The 15,766-nt window shown below is 49.1% G+C and carries 14 protein-coding genes and 1 riboswitch; of the genes, 1 reads left to right on the top strand and 13 read right to left on the bottom strand.

Annotated features, from left to right (window positions below; translation table 11 throughout):
• Positions 1 to 129: 129 nt before the first annotated feature.
• The 7 genes from LC508_RS18950 to LC508_RS18980 form a co-directional block, all read right to left on the bottom strand.
• The gene (locus LC508_RS18950) at positions 130 to 903 is read right to left on the bottom strand and encodes a biotin--[acetyl-CoA-carboxylase] ligase (RefSeq protein WP_103732535.1); all 774 of its coding nucleotides are present in this window, start codon (positions 901 to 903) and stop codon (positions 130 to 132) included.
• Positions 904 to 909: 6 nt separating this feature from the next.
• Complete coding sequence (gene argF, locus LC508_RS18955) at positions 910 to 1,899, bottom strand: ornithine carbamoyltransferase (RefSeq protein ID WP_103732534.1); 990 nt, start codon at positions 1,897 to 1,899, stop codon at positions 910 to 912.
• A 48-nt stretch (positions 1,900 to 1,947) separates the two neighbouring features.
• A complete protein-coding gene (locus tag LC508_RS18960; protein ID WP_033143339.1) occupies positions 1,948 to 3,120 on the bottom strand; it encodes a patatin-like phospholipase family protein in 1,173 nt (390 codons plus the stop codon).
• A gap of 161 nt (positions 3,121 to 3,281) precedes the next feature.
• Positions 3,282 to 4,217 carry an SPFH domain-containing protein gene (locus LC508_RS18965; RefSeq protein ID WP_033143338.1) on the bottom strand — a complete coding sequence of 312 codons (936 nt, stop codon included), beginning with the start codon at positions 4,215 to 4,217 and terminating at the stop codon, positions 3,282 to 3,284.
• Position 4,218: 1 nt separating this feature from the next.
• A complete protein-coding gene (locus tag LC508_RS18970; RefSeq protein WP_052099685.1) occupies positions 4,219 to 4,680 on the bottom strand; it encodes an NfeD family protein in 462 nt (153 codons plus the stop codon).
• Positions 4,681 to 4,788: 108 nt separating this feature from the next.
• On the bottom strand, positions 4,789 to 7,371 hold the full coding sequence (locus tag LC508_RS18975) for an ABC transporter permease (protein WP_103732533.1): 2,583 nt from the start codon (positions 7,369 to 7,371) through the stop codon (positions 4,789 to 4,791).
• Positions 7,364 to 8,047: an ABC transporter ATP-binding protein gene (locus LC508_RS18980; protein WP_033143336.1), complete on the bottom strand. Its 684-nt coding sequence runs from the start codon at positions 8,045 to 8,047 to the stop codon at positions 7,364 to 7,366. Before LC508_RS18980 ends, LC508_RS18975 begins: the two co-directional genes overlap by 8 nt.
• A gap of 234 nt (positions 8,048 to 8,281) precedes the next feature.
• A riboswitch (purine riboswitch) is annotated at positions 8,282 to 8,377 on the top strand.
• Between the two features lie 147 nt (positions 8,378 to 8,524).
• Between LC508_RS18980 and LC508_RS18985 the strand changes: the two genes are divergently transcribed.
• Complete coding sequence (locus tag LC508_RS18985) at positions 8,525 to 9,898, top strand: NCS2 family permease (protein ID WP_225305227.1); 1,374 nt, start codon at positions 8,525 to 8,527, stop codon at positions 9,896 to 9,898.
• A 97-nt stretch (positions 9,899 to 9,995) separates the two neighbouring features.
• Here LC508_RS18985 and LC508_RS18990 read toward each other — a convergent pair whose 3' ends face one another.
• From LC508_RS18990 to LC508_RS19015, 6 genes are all read right to left on the bottom strand, one after another.
• Positions 9,996 to 10,859 (bottom strand): sensor histidine kinase, encoded by an 864-nt coding sequence (locus tag LC508_RS18990; RefSeq protein WP_103731898.1) that lies wholly within the window; start codon positions 10,857 to 10,859, stop codon positions 9,996 to 9,998.
• A 4-nt stretch (positions 10,860 to 10,863) separates the two neighbouring features.
• Positions 10,864 to 11,550: a response regulator transcription factor gene (locus tag LC508_RS18995; protein ID WP_081960525.1), complete on the bottom strand. Its 687-nt coding sequence runs from the start codon at positions 11,548 to 11,550 to the stop codon at positions 10,864 to 10,866.
• Positions 11,551 to 11,660: 110 nt separating this feature from the next.
• Positions 11,661 to 12,626, bottom strand: a complete 966-nt coding sequence (locus tag LC508_RS19000) for a cell wall hydrolase (RefSeq protein WP_103731892.1) — start codon at positions 12,624 to 12,626, stop codon at positions 11,661 to 11,663.
• A gap of 241 nt (positions 12,627 to 12,867) precedes the next feature.
• A complete protein-coding gene (locus LC508_RS19005) occupies positions 12,868 to 13,671 on the bottom strand; it encodes a TrmH family RNA methyltransferase (RefSeq protein ID WP_103731893.1) in 804 nt (267 codons plus the stop codon).
• Between the two features lie 10 nt (positions 13,672 to 13,681).
• Positions 13,682 to 14,347, bottom strand: a complete 666-nt coding sequence (locus LC508_RS19010) for a potassium channel family protein (RefSeq protein ID WP_103731894.1) — start codon at positions 14,345 to 14,347, stop codon at positions 13,682 to 13,684.
• A gap of 12 nt (positions 14,348 to 14,359) precedes the next feature.
• Positions 14,360 to 15,757 carry a TrkH family potassium uptake protein gene (locus tag LC508_RS19015; protein ID WP_103731895.1) on the bottom strand — a complete coding sequence of 466 codons (1,398 nt, stop codon included), beginning with the start codon at positions 15,755 to 15,757 and terminating at the stop codon, positions 14,360 to 14,362.
• Positions 15,758 to 15,766 lie beyond the last annotated feature (9 nt).

Here is a 15,766-nt window from a genome sequence, read left to right on the forward strand (position 1 = left end):
AGCCAGCTGAATCGTTACGGGTATTCGCCCATTAAAAATCGCTTCGCGATGGGGCGAATACCTGCCACCACTACTCTTTTGCACGGTCAGCGCAGTAAATGCGCAGACCTGACTGAACAGTTACCACAACTATACATATCCATACAGCCCCCGCACAGATACTTCACCTGCAAAAATGGTCTCACAGGCACCTCCCGGGGTCTGCACAAGAAGCTCCCCTGCCTCATCAATACCCAGACAGGTTCCCACAAGCTCCCGTTCTTTTTCCATAACCTTTACTTCCCGTCCTCTGCTGGCAAGAAGCCTGTCATATTCCTTCTGAAAAGGCCGCAGATTCCCTGCATCTAAAAAGCGCTCATAATTCGCCTCAAAACGCTCCAGAACCGCTGCTGCCATCACATCCATCTCCGGTGCCCGGCCGCACTCCAGCTTCAGGGATGTGGCCTTGTTCTTTATCTCCTCAGGGAACTTCTCCTCTGTGAGGTTAATGCCCACTCCGATGACCACATGGGATATTTTCCCTCCCTCCATGGACATTTCCGTGAGGATTCCGCAGAGTTTTTTCCCTGACATGACAAGGTCATTGGGCCATTTGATCTGCGCTGTCCTGCCTGTCACATCCGCCACTGCCTGTGCCGCGGAAAGCCCCATGAGCACTGTCATCATGGGCGCACGCTCGGGGGGCATATCCGGACGCAGAAGCAGGGACATGGCAAGACCGCTCCCCTTGGGATCTGCCCAGCTTCTGCCCCTTCTTCCTTTTCCTTTTGTCTGGTTTCTCACCAGGAAGACCGCGCCGTGAGGCGCACCCTTCCCGGCTTCTCTTTTTGCCCAGTCATTGGTGGAATCTGTCTCCTCAGCAAAATTCCACGGTTTTCCCAGCCATACGGTCTTTAGTTCCATCTGTCCTTATGCCCCCAAAGTCGCTGCCATTACAGCTTTGATCGTATGCATACGGTTCTCCGCCTCATCGAAAACGACAGACTGTGCAGATTCGAATACTTCATCTGTCACTTCCATATCTGTCAGACCGAAGCGCTGTCCCATCTCTTTTCCGATGGTGGTCTCCAGATCATGGAATGCAGGCAGGCAGTGCAGGAATATCGCCTCACTTCCCGCGTTCTCCATAACCCCGGCGGTCACCTTGTACGGGGTCAGCTCACGGATACGCTCTTCCCAGACTTCATCCGGTTCACCCATGGACACCCATACATCGGTATAGATCACATCCGCATCCTTTGTCCCTGCTTCCACATCTTCCGTAAGTGTGATGGTACCGCCGGATTTCTGGGCAAATGCCTCACACTCTTTTACAAGCGCGTCATTTGGGAAGTATTTCTTCGGTGCGCAGGCAACAAAATGCATTCCCATCTTGGCACAGAGGATCATCAGGGAATTTCCCATGTTGTAGCGCGCATCACCCATGTATACCAGTTTTACGCCCTTCACTCTGCCCAGGTGTTCCCGGATAGTCAGAAGGTCAGCCAGCATCTGTGTGGGGTGGTATTCGTTTGTCAGGCCGTTCCACACAGGCACACCTGCGTATTTTGCCAGCTCTTCCACGATCTCCTGTCCGAATCCGCGGTATTCAATTCCGTCATAGATTCTTCCCAGAACCCTGGCAGTGTCACGGATACTCTCTTTCTTGCCGATCTGGGAGCCTTTTGGATCCAGATAGGTGGTTCCCATTCCCAGGTCGTGGGCTGCCACCTCAAAGGAACAGCGAGTCCTGGTGCTGGTCTTTTCAAAGATAAGAGCTACATTTCTGCCCTTTAATGTGTCAACGGGAACTCCCTGTTTTTTCTTTTCCTTTAGCTCTGCCGCCAAATCAATCAGATATTCAATTTCCTCAGCCGTAAAATCCTTCAGTGTCAGAAAACTGCGTCCTTTTAAATCCATCTTACTTATCCTCCTCATTTACCACGGCCCAGCCGCGTATCTCTTTAGTCAAATCAGAACATCCCTGGAAATCACCTGTACAAATGCAGGAATATCCATACCATGCAGCCGGTACAGCTTCCCATACACTGCTTCCTGAAGCTGCTCCAGCGTATAGATCCTGTATTTTGATACCCTGCACAGCTTTGCGGTTGCCTCCAGTAAAGCCAGATACAATTCCCGGTAATTCCAGTCCTTGGAGAGCTTCATCTCCTCCGCCAGAACCGGCAGGATCACCTCTGTCATATTACGCAGAAACAGCCTGGGGTCTCTGGAAAGCTGGTACGTATCCATCAGATATTCAAAGACCAAATCATCTAAGTCTGTCAACTGCTTTAAATAATAACACTCTTCTTCTGATTCATCAATATAATATATTTTTCCCTTCAGCCCGTATATTAAGCGCATGGTGTCATAATACCCGAGTTTCATATGCCGCCTGCTTTTTCTTCTGTCAAAATCTATGATGCTTCCCAGGCTCACTTTGGGAGCCACTGTATAAATTGTGGTTTCTTCGGGAATCTTTACCTTCTTCTCCCGTCCGATTCCGAAAATCCTTACCATAATAATATTTTCGTATCCACGGTCCACCAGGGAACTTAAGGGTACATTGTTGATGGCTCCGCCGTCAATATAGCGTTTGCCGTGAAGACGTTCATTCTTAAACAGCGGAAAAATATAGGCGCTTGCCAGCAAAAAATCCTTAATAAGCTCCGGGTCACACTGCTTCACATCAATATCCAGCTCTTTCTTATCATCCACATTGAAGGTCAGGACATACAGATCCACAGGGGAATGGATGATCTTCTCCTCATCAATACATTCCGCGATCAGCTCCTTCAGCGGCGTCACATCAATACCGCCCTCTTTCATAAAATCAAAGGCGCTCTTCAGCATATCCACATCCAGCTTCTTCTGATGGAACAAAAGTTCCATTTTCTCATCTTCCACAGACATAATGCTGGAGTAGGAAATATTTTCCCAGACCTTCTCCGCATTGGTCAGATCATCCATGCAGATCAGGGCGCCGTTCAGTGCCCCCACGCTGGTGCCTGCAATGCCTTTGATCTTCACGCCCGCTTCCCGCATGGCTTTCCATGCGCCGATCTGGTATGCACCCTTTGCGCCGCCGCCCTCCAGAACAAGACCATATTCCTTTGTAAGGTCAATTACCGGTTTCATGACTGATGCCTCCTCTTACCTATGATGCAGTCTGCATCCTGGATTTTTCACCCTGCCCTGCACACAATCATCCTGCTAATAAAATGCCGCAGAGGGGCTGTCACATATCTGCAACTGCCCCTCTGTCTTTATCATGCCCGACAGTAAATGCCCGCCGGAAGTTAGTTTTCTTTATCTGTGACGATCTCTTTCAGAGATGCCGCAAGACCTGCGATTCCCTGGATATCAGACGGAATTATGATTTTTGTCGCCTTGCCGTCCGCTGCCGCTTCAAATGCCTCCAGGCTCTTGATCGTCAGTACGCTCTGATCTGCACCTGCGTCTTTAATAAAACGGATACCATCTGCTTTTGCCTGCTGTACCTTCAGAATTGCCAGCGCCTGGCCTTCTGCTTCCTTGATCTTCTTTTCCTTCTCAGCCTCTGCACGGAGAATAGCTGCCTGTTTCTCAGCCTCCGCATCCAGGATTGCAGATTCTTTCTTACCTTCTGCTACCAGAATAGTGGATTTTTTCTCACCTTCTGCTCTCAGAATGGATTCACGGCGTTCACGCTCTGCCTTCATCTGTTTCTCCATGGCCTCCTGAATGGCTGCCGGCGGAATGATATTTTTCAGTTCCACGCGGTTTACTTTGATTCCCCACGGGTCCGTTGCCACGTCCAGAGACGCACGCATCTTGGTATTAATGATCTCCCTGGAGGTCAGGGTAGCGTCCAGTTCCATATCACCAATGATGTTACGCAGTGTAGTGGCTGTCAGATTCTCAATTGCCATGATGGGATTCTCCACACCATAGGCAAACAGACGCGGGTCTGTGATCTGGAAGAATACAACCGTATCAATCCTCATGGTAACATTATCTTTTGTGATGACCGGCTGCGGTGCAAAATCCACAACCTGCTCTTTCAGATTCACACGTTTTGCGATCCTGTCAACAAACGGAATTTTAAAGTGAAGTCCTGTTCCCCATGTCTCCTTATACATTCCCAGGCGTTCAATGATCATGGCGTGTGCCTGGGGCACGATCCTGATACAGGACGCTATCACGATAAGCAGAAGTATAACCGCAATAATCAGTAATACTGTTCCTACATTCATATTATTTTTCCTCCTCTACAATTAGCTTTACTCCCTCGACCGCCACAATTCTCACGACTTTTCCTTCATCGATAATTGTTTCGTCCTTGGATTTAGCGGACCATTCCAGTCCATTTACCACAGCCTGCCCGGTACCTCTCAGATTATCTATGGTTTTTATAACCACGGCCTTTTCGCCGGGAAGACTGTCTACATTTGTCTTTGATACATTTTTGTTCATGTACTTTATTGCTATCGGCCTGGTAAAAATAAGCAGGAGTATAGAGACCGCAAAAAACAGTATGATCTGCAGCCATAAAGGTCCGCCTGCCAGCGCTGCAAGAAACGCGGCCAGTGCTCCTCCCGCAAACCAGATGGTTGTAAGCCCCAGGGTGATGATCTCAACCACCAGAAGCACCCCCAAAAGGATCAGCCACATCACTGCTATGGAACCTGCTGTAAAAGCTGTAAAGAATGTCAACATACCCATCTCTCCTTTCCGGATGATTTCAGGTAAAAAAAATCAGTCCTTTACGAATAATATATCCATTTGTTGATATTATATCGTAAAAGACTGAAAATAACAATATTTTTATTCCGCTTTTCTCATTCTTTCCGTCACGCTTGTCCTGCACATACTCCTATAACACAGCGCGGGAACTGCAAGCACAACCAGTACGAGAACCGGGAGACAGAGCAGTATGGGTGTGACCGTAAATCTCCAGCTATAGAAGAAAAGAGCGTCTCCTAAGCCGCGGATCGCTGTGGCATTCAGTATCCCGCCTAATATGACGGACGCTGCGCCTGTAAAAAGCGCGTACAGAAGGCCTTCACATCCCAGCATCCGGCGGAGCTGTGTCCCGGTCATCCCCACTGCCTCCATCATGGCAAACTCCTGCTTTCTGGACAGGACTGACGTCACCATGGTATTGATAAAGTTTAAAATACCAATGGCCGCCAGGATCAGTGACAGAAGCCCGCCAACTATGACGTACATATCTTTATCTTCCTCAAACTCTGCGGCTACTGTGGCTTTTGACGTATAATCCAAGTCTGCATTTACATTTTCGCAGTAGTTGGAAAGCCATTTTTCCATGTCAGCCTCTTTGTCCTTTTCCACATTGAAAAGTGTTCTCATGGGCAGCCTGTCTCCGATAAAATCCAGGTATTCCCGGTCAGGAAGTACGAAATTATATTCAAATACACCATAGGACTGAAGTCCGCAGGCATAGGGCAGATCCCCTACAGCCATCACCTCATACTCTCTGCTGCTGCCGTCATCCAGGCGGACCGTCACTTTGTCTCCGACTTCGTAATAATTGATCCGGTTCTCATCCGGGCCCAGATGTCCGAACTTTGAGGTTATCACGTATTTTCCCGTTTTAAACTTCTCCCAGTCCAGTTCCCCCTCCGAGAGTTCCATCTTCTCATAGATGAGGCGTCCGATTCCGAATATTTTGCCGTCTATAATGTCAAAGGTGCCGTTTGCAATGGATTCCTGGTAGGCTTCCTCTGCAAAATATTTTCCCAGATATGGCTGTGCCTTTGGATTCTGCAGTATTTTCTTATTAAACGCAGACCGCTCTTCCTCCGTAAAATTGGGTTGATTTATATAATTCATGTAAACATTGGAGATTTCCTCCACCCTGCTCTGCTCTGACAGCACATCCAGAAATTCTCTTGTCACACCCTCCACCGGTTTATCAATGATCGTAGGGTTATCAAGACCGGCTTCATATACGGAATAATCGCTGACCGTGGCGGAGGCAATGAATTTATCCATATCAAATCCGCTTACAAGCCCGTAGACACTGTTCAGCAGCACCAGTCCCAGGGAAAGGGAGGTGGTCACAATGACAACTTTCTTTTTATTTCTCTGCATATTGGCTGCCGCCATGGTCCAGGGCTTTACCTTCTTTGTCTTCCTGCCCTTTTTCCCGGCCGCTTTGCTGTTCTGTCCTTCCGTATACCGTACAGCCTCCACAGGTGAGACGGAGGATGCGATACGGCACGGTTTAATGCAGCTTATATAGACCGTCAGAAGGGAAAAAACAGCGGAGGCAGCAAAGATCCACAGTTTTAAAGTCACCTTCGTATCCGCTGTACTGGAAAACACCAGATTTTGCATCACAATGGGAAGTATCCATTTTCCTGTCACACCGCCCAGCAAAAGACCCAGAGGAATGCCGTACAGGCAGAGCATATAGGCCTGTCTGCGCACAATCTTCCTGAGCTGTCTGCCCGTTGTGCCGATGGTCTTCAAAAGACCGTACCGACGGATATCATGAAACACATTGATATAGAAAATGTTGTAGATGATCAGGTAGCCGGATATCAGGATCACCAGCAGAAGGGCAGCCACAGGAAGCATATCTTCTATATTGATATCCATTCCCATGTAGGCCCAGTTGATTCCATCGCTTACTGTATCCTTGGGGAATCCGCACCTCTCTGCCAGCGCCTCCATCTTCCCGGTCAGATCAAAACTATTACGAAAATTAAAATCCGCCATAATCCTTCCCGTATAACCGGATGCGTCTATATTGCTTCCCATGGCGGAAACCGTGGGTGTGGGCGCCAGCTCATCCGCCAGTTCTCTGGACACCAGCATGATCTGGGACATGGATATGGTATCTCCCTTGAAATAGCCGGTAAGTGTAAAAGTCCTCTCGTATTCCCTGTCACTGACTGTAAACTTGAGAGGGACTTTTTGCCCGACTTCGCAGGGTATGCCCATGGCTTTTAAAACCAGGTCGCTGGTGACAATCTCATCCGCAGCCTCCGGCATGCTCCCTTCCTCAGGATAGCAGAAGCTGAACTTTGCTTCCAAATCCTCGTAATATCCTATTTCTGTTCTCAGTTTTTTCAGCGACTCGTTCACAGCTTCGCCTACCACGATCCGATAGGACACTTCTTTTAACTTCTTATCCTTTTTGACTATATCGTACTCTTCCTGTGTCAGGTATTTGAATCTGCCGTGGGCGCTTCCTCCCACCTGGCGCATGGTGGCCTCCTGCTGCTTCTCCACAATACTTCCGCCGATGGTAAAGACCGAGGTAAAAAGCAGGGCAGTCAGGGCTATGGCAAGAACAGCAATGAGGTTTCTGCTCTTGGCTGCCTTTCTGGTCCTGTCAGCCACGCGGCGGATGGCTTTCCGGTTCTTGACTTTACGCATCTGCCTCACCGCCCTTTACGATTCTTCCGTCCTCTATGCGGATGATGCGGTCAGCCATCTGAGCAATCTCTTCATTGTGAGTGATCATAACTATGGTCTGTCCGAATTTCTCACCCGTCACTTTAAGCAGTCCCAGTACATCCTGGCTGGTATGGGAATCCAGGTTTCCGGTAGGCTCGTCAGCCAGAATAATGGCAGGCTTTGTGGCAAGCGCCCTGGCAATGGCAACTCTCTGCTGCTGTCCGCCGGAGAGCTGGCTGGGCAGACTGTTCAGCTTGCTCCCCAGACCAAGCACCTCCACTATTTGATTTACATAACTTTTATCCACGTCATTTCCGTCAAGTTCGATGGGCAGAACAATATTCTCATACACGTTCAGGACAGGTACCAGGTTATAGCTCTGGAAAATAAAACCGATCTTGCGTCTGCGGAAGATACACAGGGAATCTTCCTTGAGCCGGGAGATATCCTTGTCATCCACATAGACCTTACCGGAGGAGGGACGGTCCAGACCGCCCAGCATGTGCAGCAGCGTGGATTTCCCGCTCCCGCTGGTCCCCACCACCGCCAGGAATTCGCCCCGCTCCACAGCCATATCCACGCCGTCCAGGGCCTTTACAAGGTTATCCCCTGTACCGTAATATTTTCTGAGTGCTTCTGTCTTCAATACTTCCATATCTTCACCTTTCTGCTGCCCGTATCATGTGTATCTGCAGGGACAGGCAAGTAATTTTTTTTACTGTCCTTATCCTATCATTTTATTCTTTCCACATTATTTCGGAAATCTAACACTTGTGAAAGAATTGCGGCTGCCGGTACTTGATGATTATAGAAAATTTCATTCTCCTATTGCCTTTCCGTTAAAAATGTAGTATGCTAGCATTATAAAGTCTTAATAAATTTTTTATGGAAATAAAATATTTGTGAAGTTTATATAGGCTCATAATTGGATGGGCGTCTCTACCAGCTACCGTAATAGCTGCCTATAAATTTCCGGATGAGGAATTGTGCCGGAAATCAGCAGTTTATGACCGGTAGTATTTTTTACGGAATTTTTTAAAGGAAAGGAGGCAGAACTATAACGACCCGGCGGCGGTTCATCCATAAAAAATAACATTAGCTCGTATAATGAGTGGAGGCAGGAGGAAAATTTATGAGTTTAGAAAAAATATTTCATTTAAAAGAAAATCACACGGACGTTAAGACTGAGATTCTGGCTGGTGTTACCACATTCATGACCATGGCGTACATCCTTGCCGTAAATCCCAATATCCTTTCAGAATCCGGTATGGACCGGGGTGCGGTCTTTACAGCTACCGCCCTGGCATCCTTTATCGCTACCTGTCTGATGGCAGCGCTGTCCAACTATCCTTTTGTATTGGCTCCCGGCATGGGGCTGAACGCGTATTTTACCTATACGGTTGTTATGGGCATGGGATTTTCCTGGCAGATGGCACTGAGCGCGGTATTTGTGGAAGGTATCATCTTCATCGTACTGTCGCTGACCAATGTGCGTGAGGCTATATTCAACGCCATACCCATGAATCTGAAACATGCGGTATCCGTAGGTATCGGCCTTTTCATTGCATTTATAGGACTTCAGAATGCCAAGATCGTTGTGGACTCCTCAACACTTGTCACCCTGTTTTCCTTTAAGAGTTCCATCAAAAACGGGACTTTTCAGTCTGAGGGTATTACCGTGCTGTTAGCTCTCATCGGACTTTTGATCACAGCCATTCTTCTTGTAAAGAACATAAAGGGAAATATCCTGTGGGGCATTCTGAGTACCTGGATCCTTGGTATCCTCTGCCAGTTTGCAGGGATTTATGTGCCCAATCCAGAAGCCGGCTTCTACAGCCTGCTGCCGGATTTCTCCAACGGTATTTCCATCCCCAGCATAGCTCCTACTTTTATGCATATGGATTTCTCAAAAGTGTTTACCATGGACTTTGTAGTCATCATGTTCGCATTCCTGTTCGTGGATATGTTCGATACACTGGGCACTCTGATCGGTGTAGCTTCCAAAGCTGACATGCTGGATGAAAACGGAAAGCTTCCGAAGATCAAAGGCGCTCTCATGGCAGACGCTGTCGGTACCGCTGCCGGTGCGGTTCTCGGTACCTCCACAACCACCACTTTCGTGGAAAGTGCTTCCGGCGTAGCAGAAGGCGGACGTACAGGACTTACAAGTCTGACAGCGGCCCTTTTATTCGGCCTCTCCCTGTTCCTGTCACCTATTTTTCTGGCTATTCCGTCCTTTGCAACGGCACCAGCGCTGATCATTGTAGGCTTCCTGATGCTGACATCCATCACGAAGATCAATTTTGAGAACTTCACAGAAGCGATCCCGGCATTCATCTGTATTATCGCAATGCCGTTTATGTACAGTATCTCCGAAGGAATCTCCTTTGGCGTTATCTCCTACGTGGTCATCAACCTTGTATCCGGAAAGGCAAAGGAAAAGAAGATCAGCCTTCTGATGTATATACTGGCTGTGCTGTTTATCCTTAAATATATTATGATATAACCACAGCATCCGGTAACACAGCCGTTCCCCGGAATGTCCGGGAGAAAACCGCCCCCATGGTTTCTCTCCCGGGCATTTTTAATTCTCATAAAATCTGTTATATCCTGCCGCGCTTAAGGTAAAGAAAAAACTCCGATCCTTTCCCCTGCGTGGATTTCACCTTAATATACCCGTTCTGTTTTCTCAATATTTCCCTGGTAAGATAAAGCCCGATTCCTACCCCGTCCTCCTGCTGTACTGACTCAGCTCTGTAAAACCGCCGGAAGATTCCGGCTGTGTCCTCCTCCGCGATCCCGATACCCTCATCTCTCACAGAGACAGCAGTATACAGCTCATATTCTGTCACTGAGAGCGTGATCTTACCTCCCGGCCGGGAATATTTCACCGCATTGTCCAGCACATTGTAAAGCGCCTCCTTTGTCCACTTGAAATCGTAAAATGCTGTGATGTTATCCACACAGTTGTTGATAACCTGTATCTGTTTCTTCTCCGCCTTTGGCGCCACATCCGCGATACATTCCTCCAGAAGCTTTCCCAGGTTCTGTTCCTTTGGCCGGACCTCCAGAATATTGCTCTCAAGTCTGGACATCTTCGTCAGGGACTGTATGAGGAAATCCAGCTTTTCCGCCTGTCTTGCTATCTCCTCAGCCATCCGGATCTCCTGCTGCCTTTCCGGTGTATCCTCCTCCCGGCAAAGCCGTTCTCTCAGCAGCTCTGTATAGAGCCTGATATTGGCAACCGGCGTTTTGGTCTGATGGGAAATGTCGGATACCAGGCTTTTCACATTCTCCTTCTCCCTCTCCAGGTGCTCTCTTGACAGTGCAGAAGTGCTCAAAAACCGCTTCCACTTTGTCTCCACCCTGGAAAGCTCCGACTCATCGTAGTCAGATTCCCGGAAACTGCCTGAGAGGGCTGCGTCCAGCATCTCCTCCACTTTTCTCGTCTTTCTGATCCTCAGCATGGACTTATTCACCTGCCCTTTCACGTCTCCACACATATCCCTGCCCATACACGGTCTGTATATAGGTAATGCCTTCCCTCTTGTCCTCCAGCTTGCCCCGCAGTCTGTTAATCGTGACAGAGAGGGCATTCTCATCCACATACTCCGCACCGTCCGTCCAGAGCCTGTCCACAAGCACGGAACGGGTCAGAACCCTGCCCTCGTTCTCCAGAAAAAGTCTGAGCAGTCTCTGTTCATTTTTGCTGAGAGATATTTCCTGCCCTCTCTTTTCAAAAATGAGGCCTCCGAAATCAAAGATAAAACCATCAAACTCGAAACGCTCCGGCCTCGCTTTTTGCTGCCTGCGGAGCAGTACCCGGATCCTCGCACGAAGAACAGCCAGGCTGAAGGGTTTTGTCATATAATCATCCGCTCCCAGGCTCAGTCCCATAACTTCGTCCATCTCCATATCATTGGCAGTAAGCATGAGTACAGGGGTATCCGCCCGGCTGCGGACCCATTTCAGGTAATCATATCCGCTCCCGTCCGGCAGGTTGATGTCCAGAATAATCAGATCCGGACTCTGCTCCCTGTAAACTTTCTCCGCGGATTTTACACCTGTGCACTGTACAAACTCCGTCCCCTGTTCCCCAAGCGCCAGGACGATTCCGTCACTTAATGCCCTGTCATCCTCTACTATCTGAATCAGCATATTTTCCTCTCCTTTGCACTTCATTCTAATACACATTAACCTGCAGGACAATGTTTCTCATAAAAAAAGAACGGAACAGGTTCTCCCCGTTCCGCTCTTGCTCGAATATTTTAGTAAAATGTCTGATTTCCAATAGTCAGACCGCTTCCGCCTCCTGCGTGGAAGAAAAGACGGTCTCCGATCGTATTTGCTCCTGCGAAGACATCCTGAGCGGCCGCATAACATGCCTCACTTGCTCCCCGTGAGAGTACGTTTGACAGTTTGCCCGTCCAAGTCGGTTCAAACTGGCCGCTCTGGTAGATGACTTCTGATAATGTATTTGGAAACTCCCCGCTTCTGATGCGGTTCATGATGACAGCACCGACGCCGACCTTTCCTTCATAAGATTCACCGCCTGCTTCACATTCAATGATCGCTGCCATCAGGTCAAGATCTGATGTTGAGACGGATACTTCCTGGGCTGCTGCCTGTGCGTTGTCCGTCTCTGTCTCCTCTGCTGCCTGTCCCTGCTCCGGCTGTTCCGCCTCGGCAGATGCCTGTACGGCCCGGGCTGCTGCCTCTGCTGCCGCTTCTGCCTCTGCATCCACAGTCACGGCCTCCACAGAGATATCACCTGCTCCATACATAGCTTCATATAAATTCCTGGCTTCGTCACCGGAAACCACCAAATCTTCTCGGATATATCCATTGACTTCCCCGGAAGTCACCTGCAGCCATCCCTCATCATTTCCGACTACAGTTGCCACAGCTCCGGAGGGAAGTCTGCCGATACACTGGCTGCTCACATCTGCCCCTTCACGGATATTGGCATATGTAAGAACATTTGCCGCGACTTTATCGCTCCAGCTGTCATCCTGTGTATCCTCAGTCTGTGCTTCCTCATTCTCCTGCATATCTGCATCCTGTCCGTCCTCTGTATCCTGGACGTCAGTCTCTGTCTGTTCTGCTTCCTGCATCACTTCTATATTCTGATTATCTTCCGTAACGTCTGCTGCCATTGCCGGAACCGCCATCATAACTGTCATAACACCTGCAGTTCCCATACAGCATAAAATACGTCGCATTCTTTCTTTCATAAAAAAGGGCCTCCTATCAGTCCATTTGTTTTTATTTGTTACAAATTTATTAATTTTTGTTACGAATATATTGTATCAAGATTACATTTTATTGTCAAGCGGGTAATTTTTGTAACAAATTGTAGATATTTACAGAAAGCGAATCGTTTTTTGCAGCATTTGAACGATATATTGCTTGTACTGAAAAATGTACATGGCATCACAACAAAAAAAGGTTCTGTAAAAACGGATATCTCCGCCTTTACAGAACCTTTCTTCTCTGTCTTGATGTCTCATACATGAGTATCCCGGCAGCCATAGCTGCATTCAGGGATTCTACCTGTCCCTGCATGGGGATTTTAATGAGGCAGTCAGCCTGACCGGACAGTTCATCAGACAATCCGTTTCCCTCATTTCCTATAAAGAAGGCTGTCTTTCCCCTGAAATCCTCCTGGTCGTAAAAATGTTCCCCCCGCAGATGGGCCGCATATGTCCGCACACCCTGCTTTTTCAGTTCCGGCAGGATATCCGATATGCTGTCCACTGTCAGCACAGGCATACGGTACACGGAACCCATAGTGGAGCGAATCACTTTGGGGTTATATAAATCCACACAGTTCTTATTCAAGATAACACCGGAGACACCTGCGCCTTCCCCTGTGCGCAGGATTGTCCCCAGATTGCCCGGGTCCTGCAGATCTTCCAATATCATGAGCAGAGGCTGCCGCGCCTCCAGCATGGAGGAAAGAGGGGTATCCACCTGTCTGACCAGACAAAGAATCCCCTGGGGCGTCACCGTATCGGAAAGGGAGCGGAACACCTTGTCATCCACTACCTCCATGTCCGGACTTTCACTCCCGAAACCTTTTTCTTCCAGAACTGCCCGGTTGTCCCCGGATTCCAGAAAGGATGTGGATGCATATACCTTTTCGATCCTATCCTTTGGCGCCTCCCGGAACATTTTCATACCTTCCACCACAAAAAGCCCGCTTTCCCGGCGGGCTTTGGCTTTTTTCATAAGCTGCTGTATGTGTTTTATCTGTGCGTTTGACATGCTTGTAATCATATGGAATACCTCAATCCTGATAATTGGTCTCGCTGAGCCTGGAAAGGATCTCATTCTTGCCTACGATTCCGAGAGTCTGTCCTGCCCTGAGCGGTTCCTGTGGATTCATCTCAATGGTGACGTTCTCCCCTTCCTTGATGGCGATCACGTTGATTCCGTAACGCCCGCGCAGGTCCAGTTCAATCAGGCTTTTGCCCACCCAGGTATCCGGCACGTGCATTTCCACCATGCTCACCTCATCCGACAGCTCAAAGAAGTCCTTGAATCTTCCGGAAATAAAATTCTTGGCAACCCGCACACCTGTATTGTATTCCGGAAAGATCACTTCATCCGCGCCGATCTTCTTCAGAATATGCCCGTGGAGCACGCCGTTTGCCTTGACCAGGACATAGGATACCCCGGCTTCCTTTGCGTACAATGTGGCTATAATGCTGGCCTCCATGTGGTCGGAAATACCGATGACTGCCACATCCACATTGGAAAAATCCAGAGACTCCATCACCCCCGGCTCCGTTACATCTGCACACAGGGGGTAGGAGGCATAGGGGGCAATCGCCTGCACCTTCTCATTGTCCCCGTCCACTGCCAGAACCTCATATCCGGATTTTGCCAGTGTCTCCGCCACAGCGTAGCCGAATTTTCCCAGACCGATGACTGCAAATGTTTTTTTCTTCATATCCTCATTCTCCTAGCCAATAAATATTTTCTGGTCCGGCAGATGCATACCCGAAGGTTTCTTCTCGCCGTGAATGGTAAGCGCTGTCGCCAGAGTTGTGGGGCCGATACGCCCGATATACATAGTCAGTATGATGATGAGCTTGCCTGCCGCAGGAAGAAGAGGGGTCAGCCCTCTGGAAAGCCCCACGGTAGCGCCCGCTGAAGTCACTTCGTACATAATATTGATCAGATACGCGCCTTCCTCCATCCCTTCCGTGGCGATCGCCAGCCCGATAGTGGATGTAAGCACAACAGCCAGCCCCAGCATAAGAACCACCCAGGCTGTCCTGATGTTGTTCTCCGGGATTCTCCTGTTGAATACTTCAGTATCCTCCTTACCCTTGAAAAAGGAAGATCCGGTCAGAAGCAGAGCTGCCATGGTGGTAGTCTTCACACCGCCGGCTGTACCCAGAGGGGAGCCGCCTATGAACATGAGGATCATACAGACCATAGCGGATGCCTCCTGAAGATTTTCCTGGGGAATCGTAAAGAAGCCCGCTGTCCTGCAGGTCACGGACTGGAAGACCGCAGCCATGCATTTTTCCCAGAAGGGCATATTACCCAGAGTTCCCGGATTTCTGTACTCCAGGATCAGGATCAGGAACGCACCGCCGAAGATCAGGATGACCGTAGCAGTGACCGCTATTTTCGTGTTCAGCTCCAAAGCCCTCACCGCCTGCCGGAAGCCCATCTCCCTGCGAAACAGCCGTTTTGCGCATTTTATCAAATCCCACCAGACCAGGTAGCCGATGCCGCCCAGTACAATGAGAGTCATAGTTGTAATATTCACCAGAGGGCTGCCCGCATAATTTGCAAGGCTGTTGTCACCGATGATATCCATACCCGCATTACAGAACGCGGACACAGAGTTGAACAGTGAGATCTGCAGTCCCCTCTGTATGCCGAACTCGGGAACAAACTGAAAGGAATAGAAGACCATTCCCACACCTTCCACCAGAAGCGTTCCCAGTACGATCTTACGCACAAGAGCGATCAGTCCCTTCAGGGTATCCAGATTGTAGGATTCCTGGATCAGCCGCCTGTTGCGGATGCTCACACGCTTTCCCATTGCCAGAACCACCAGGGTCCCGCAGGTTATGACACCGAAACCTCCAAGCTGGATCAGAAACAGGATGACCACATGCCCGAACCCGGACCACGCCGCGTAAGTGGACTCTGTCACCAGTCCTGTCACGCAGATAGAAGTCGTGGACGTAAAAAGGGCATCGATGAACTTAATCTGATGCCCCGGTGCCCACGCGATGGGAAGGGAAAGCAGCAGTGCTCCCAGAAGGATAATGGCTGCAAATCCCAACGCGATGATTTGTGCAGTTTTAAATTTTGTCTTTCTAACATGCATCTTTCTCATATACACACC

Source organism: Blautia parvula (assembly GCF_020215665.1).
Lineage (GTDB): Bacteria > Bacillota > Clostridia > Lachnospirales > Lachnospiraceae > Blautia > Blautia celeris.

Coding starts and splice junctions, on each gene's coding strand:
- argF (WP_103732534.1), bottom strand. CDS start 1,899: ATGGATTTAAAAGGACGCAGTTTTCTGACACTGAAGGATTTTACGGCT.
- LC508_RS18950 (WP_103732535.1), bottom strand. CDS start 903: ATGGAACTAAAGACCGTATGGCTGGGAAAACCGTGGAATTTTGCTGAG.
- LC508_RS18980 (WP_033143336.1), bottom strand. CDS start 8,047: ATGGAAGTATTGAAGACAGAAGCACTCAGAAAATATTACGGTACAGGG.
- LC508_RS18990 (WP_103731898.1), bottom strand. CDS start 10,859: ATGCTGAGGATCAGAAAGACGAGAAAAGTGGAGGAGATGCTGGACGCA.
- LC508_RS18970 (WP_052099685.1), bottom strand. CDS start 4,680: ATGTTGACATTCTTTACAGCTTTTACAGCAGGTTCCATAGCAGTGATG.
- LC508_RS18960 (WP_033143339.1), bottom strand. CDS start 3,120: ATGAAACCGGTAATTGACCTTACAAAGGAATATGGTCTTGTTCTGGAG.
- LC508_RS18975 (WP_103732533.1), bottom strand. CDS start 7,371: ATGCGTAAAGTCAAGAACCGGAAAGCCATCCGCCGCGTGGCTGACAGG.
- LC508_RS19005 (WP_103731893.1), bottom strand. CDS start 13,671: ATGATTACAAGCATGTCAAACGCACAGATAAAACACATACAGCAGCTT.
- LC508_RS18985 (WP_225305227.1), top strand. CDS start 8,525: ATGAGTTTAGAAAAAATATTTCATTTAAAAGAAAATCACACGGACGTT.
- LC508_RS19010 (WP_103731894.1), bottom strand. CDS start 14,347: ATGAAGAAAAAAACATTTGCAGTCATCGGTCTGGGAAAATTCGGCTAC.
- LC508_RS18995 (WP_081960525.1), bottom strand. CDS start 11,550: ATGCTGATTCAGATAGTAGAGGATGACAGGGCATTAAGTGACGGAATC.
- LC508_RS18965 (WP_033143338.1), bottom strand. CDS start 4,217: ATGAATGTAGGAACAGTATTACTGATTATTGCGGTTATACTTCTGCTT.
- LC508_RS19000 (WP_103731892.1), bottom strand. CDS start 12,626: ATGAAAGAAAGAATGCGACGTATTTTATGCTGTATGGGAACTGCAGGT.
- LC508_RS19015 (WP_103731895.1), bottom strand. CDS start 15,757: ATGAGAAAGATGCATGTTAGAAAGACAAAATTTAAAACTGCACAAATC.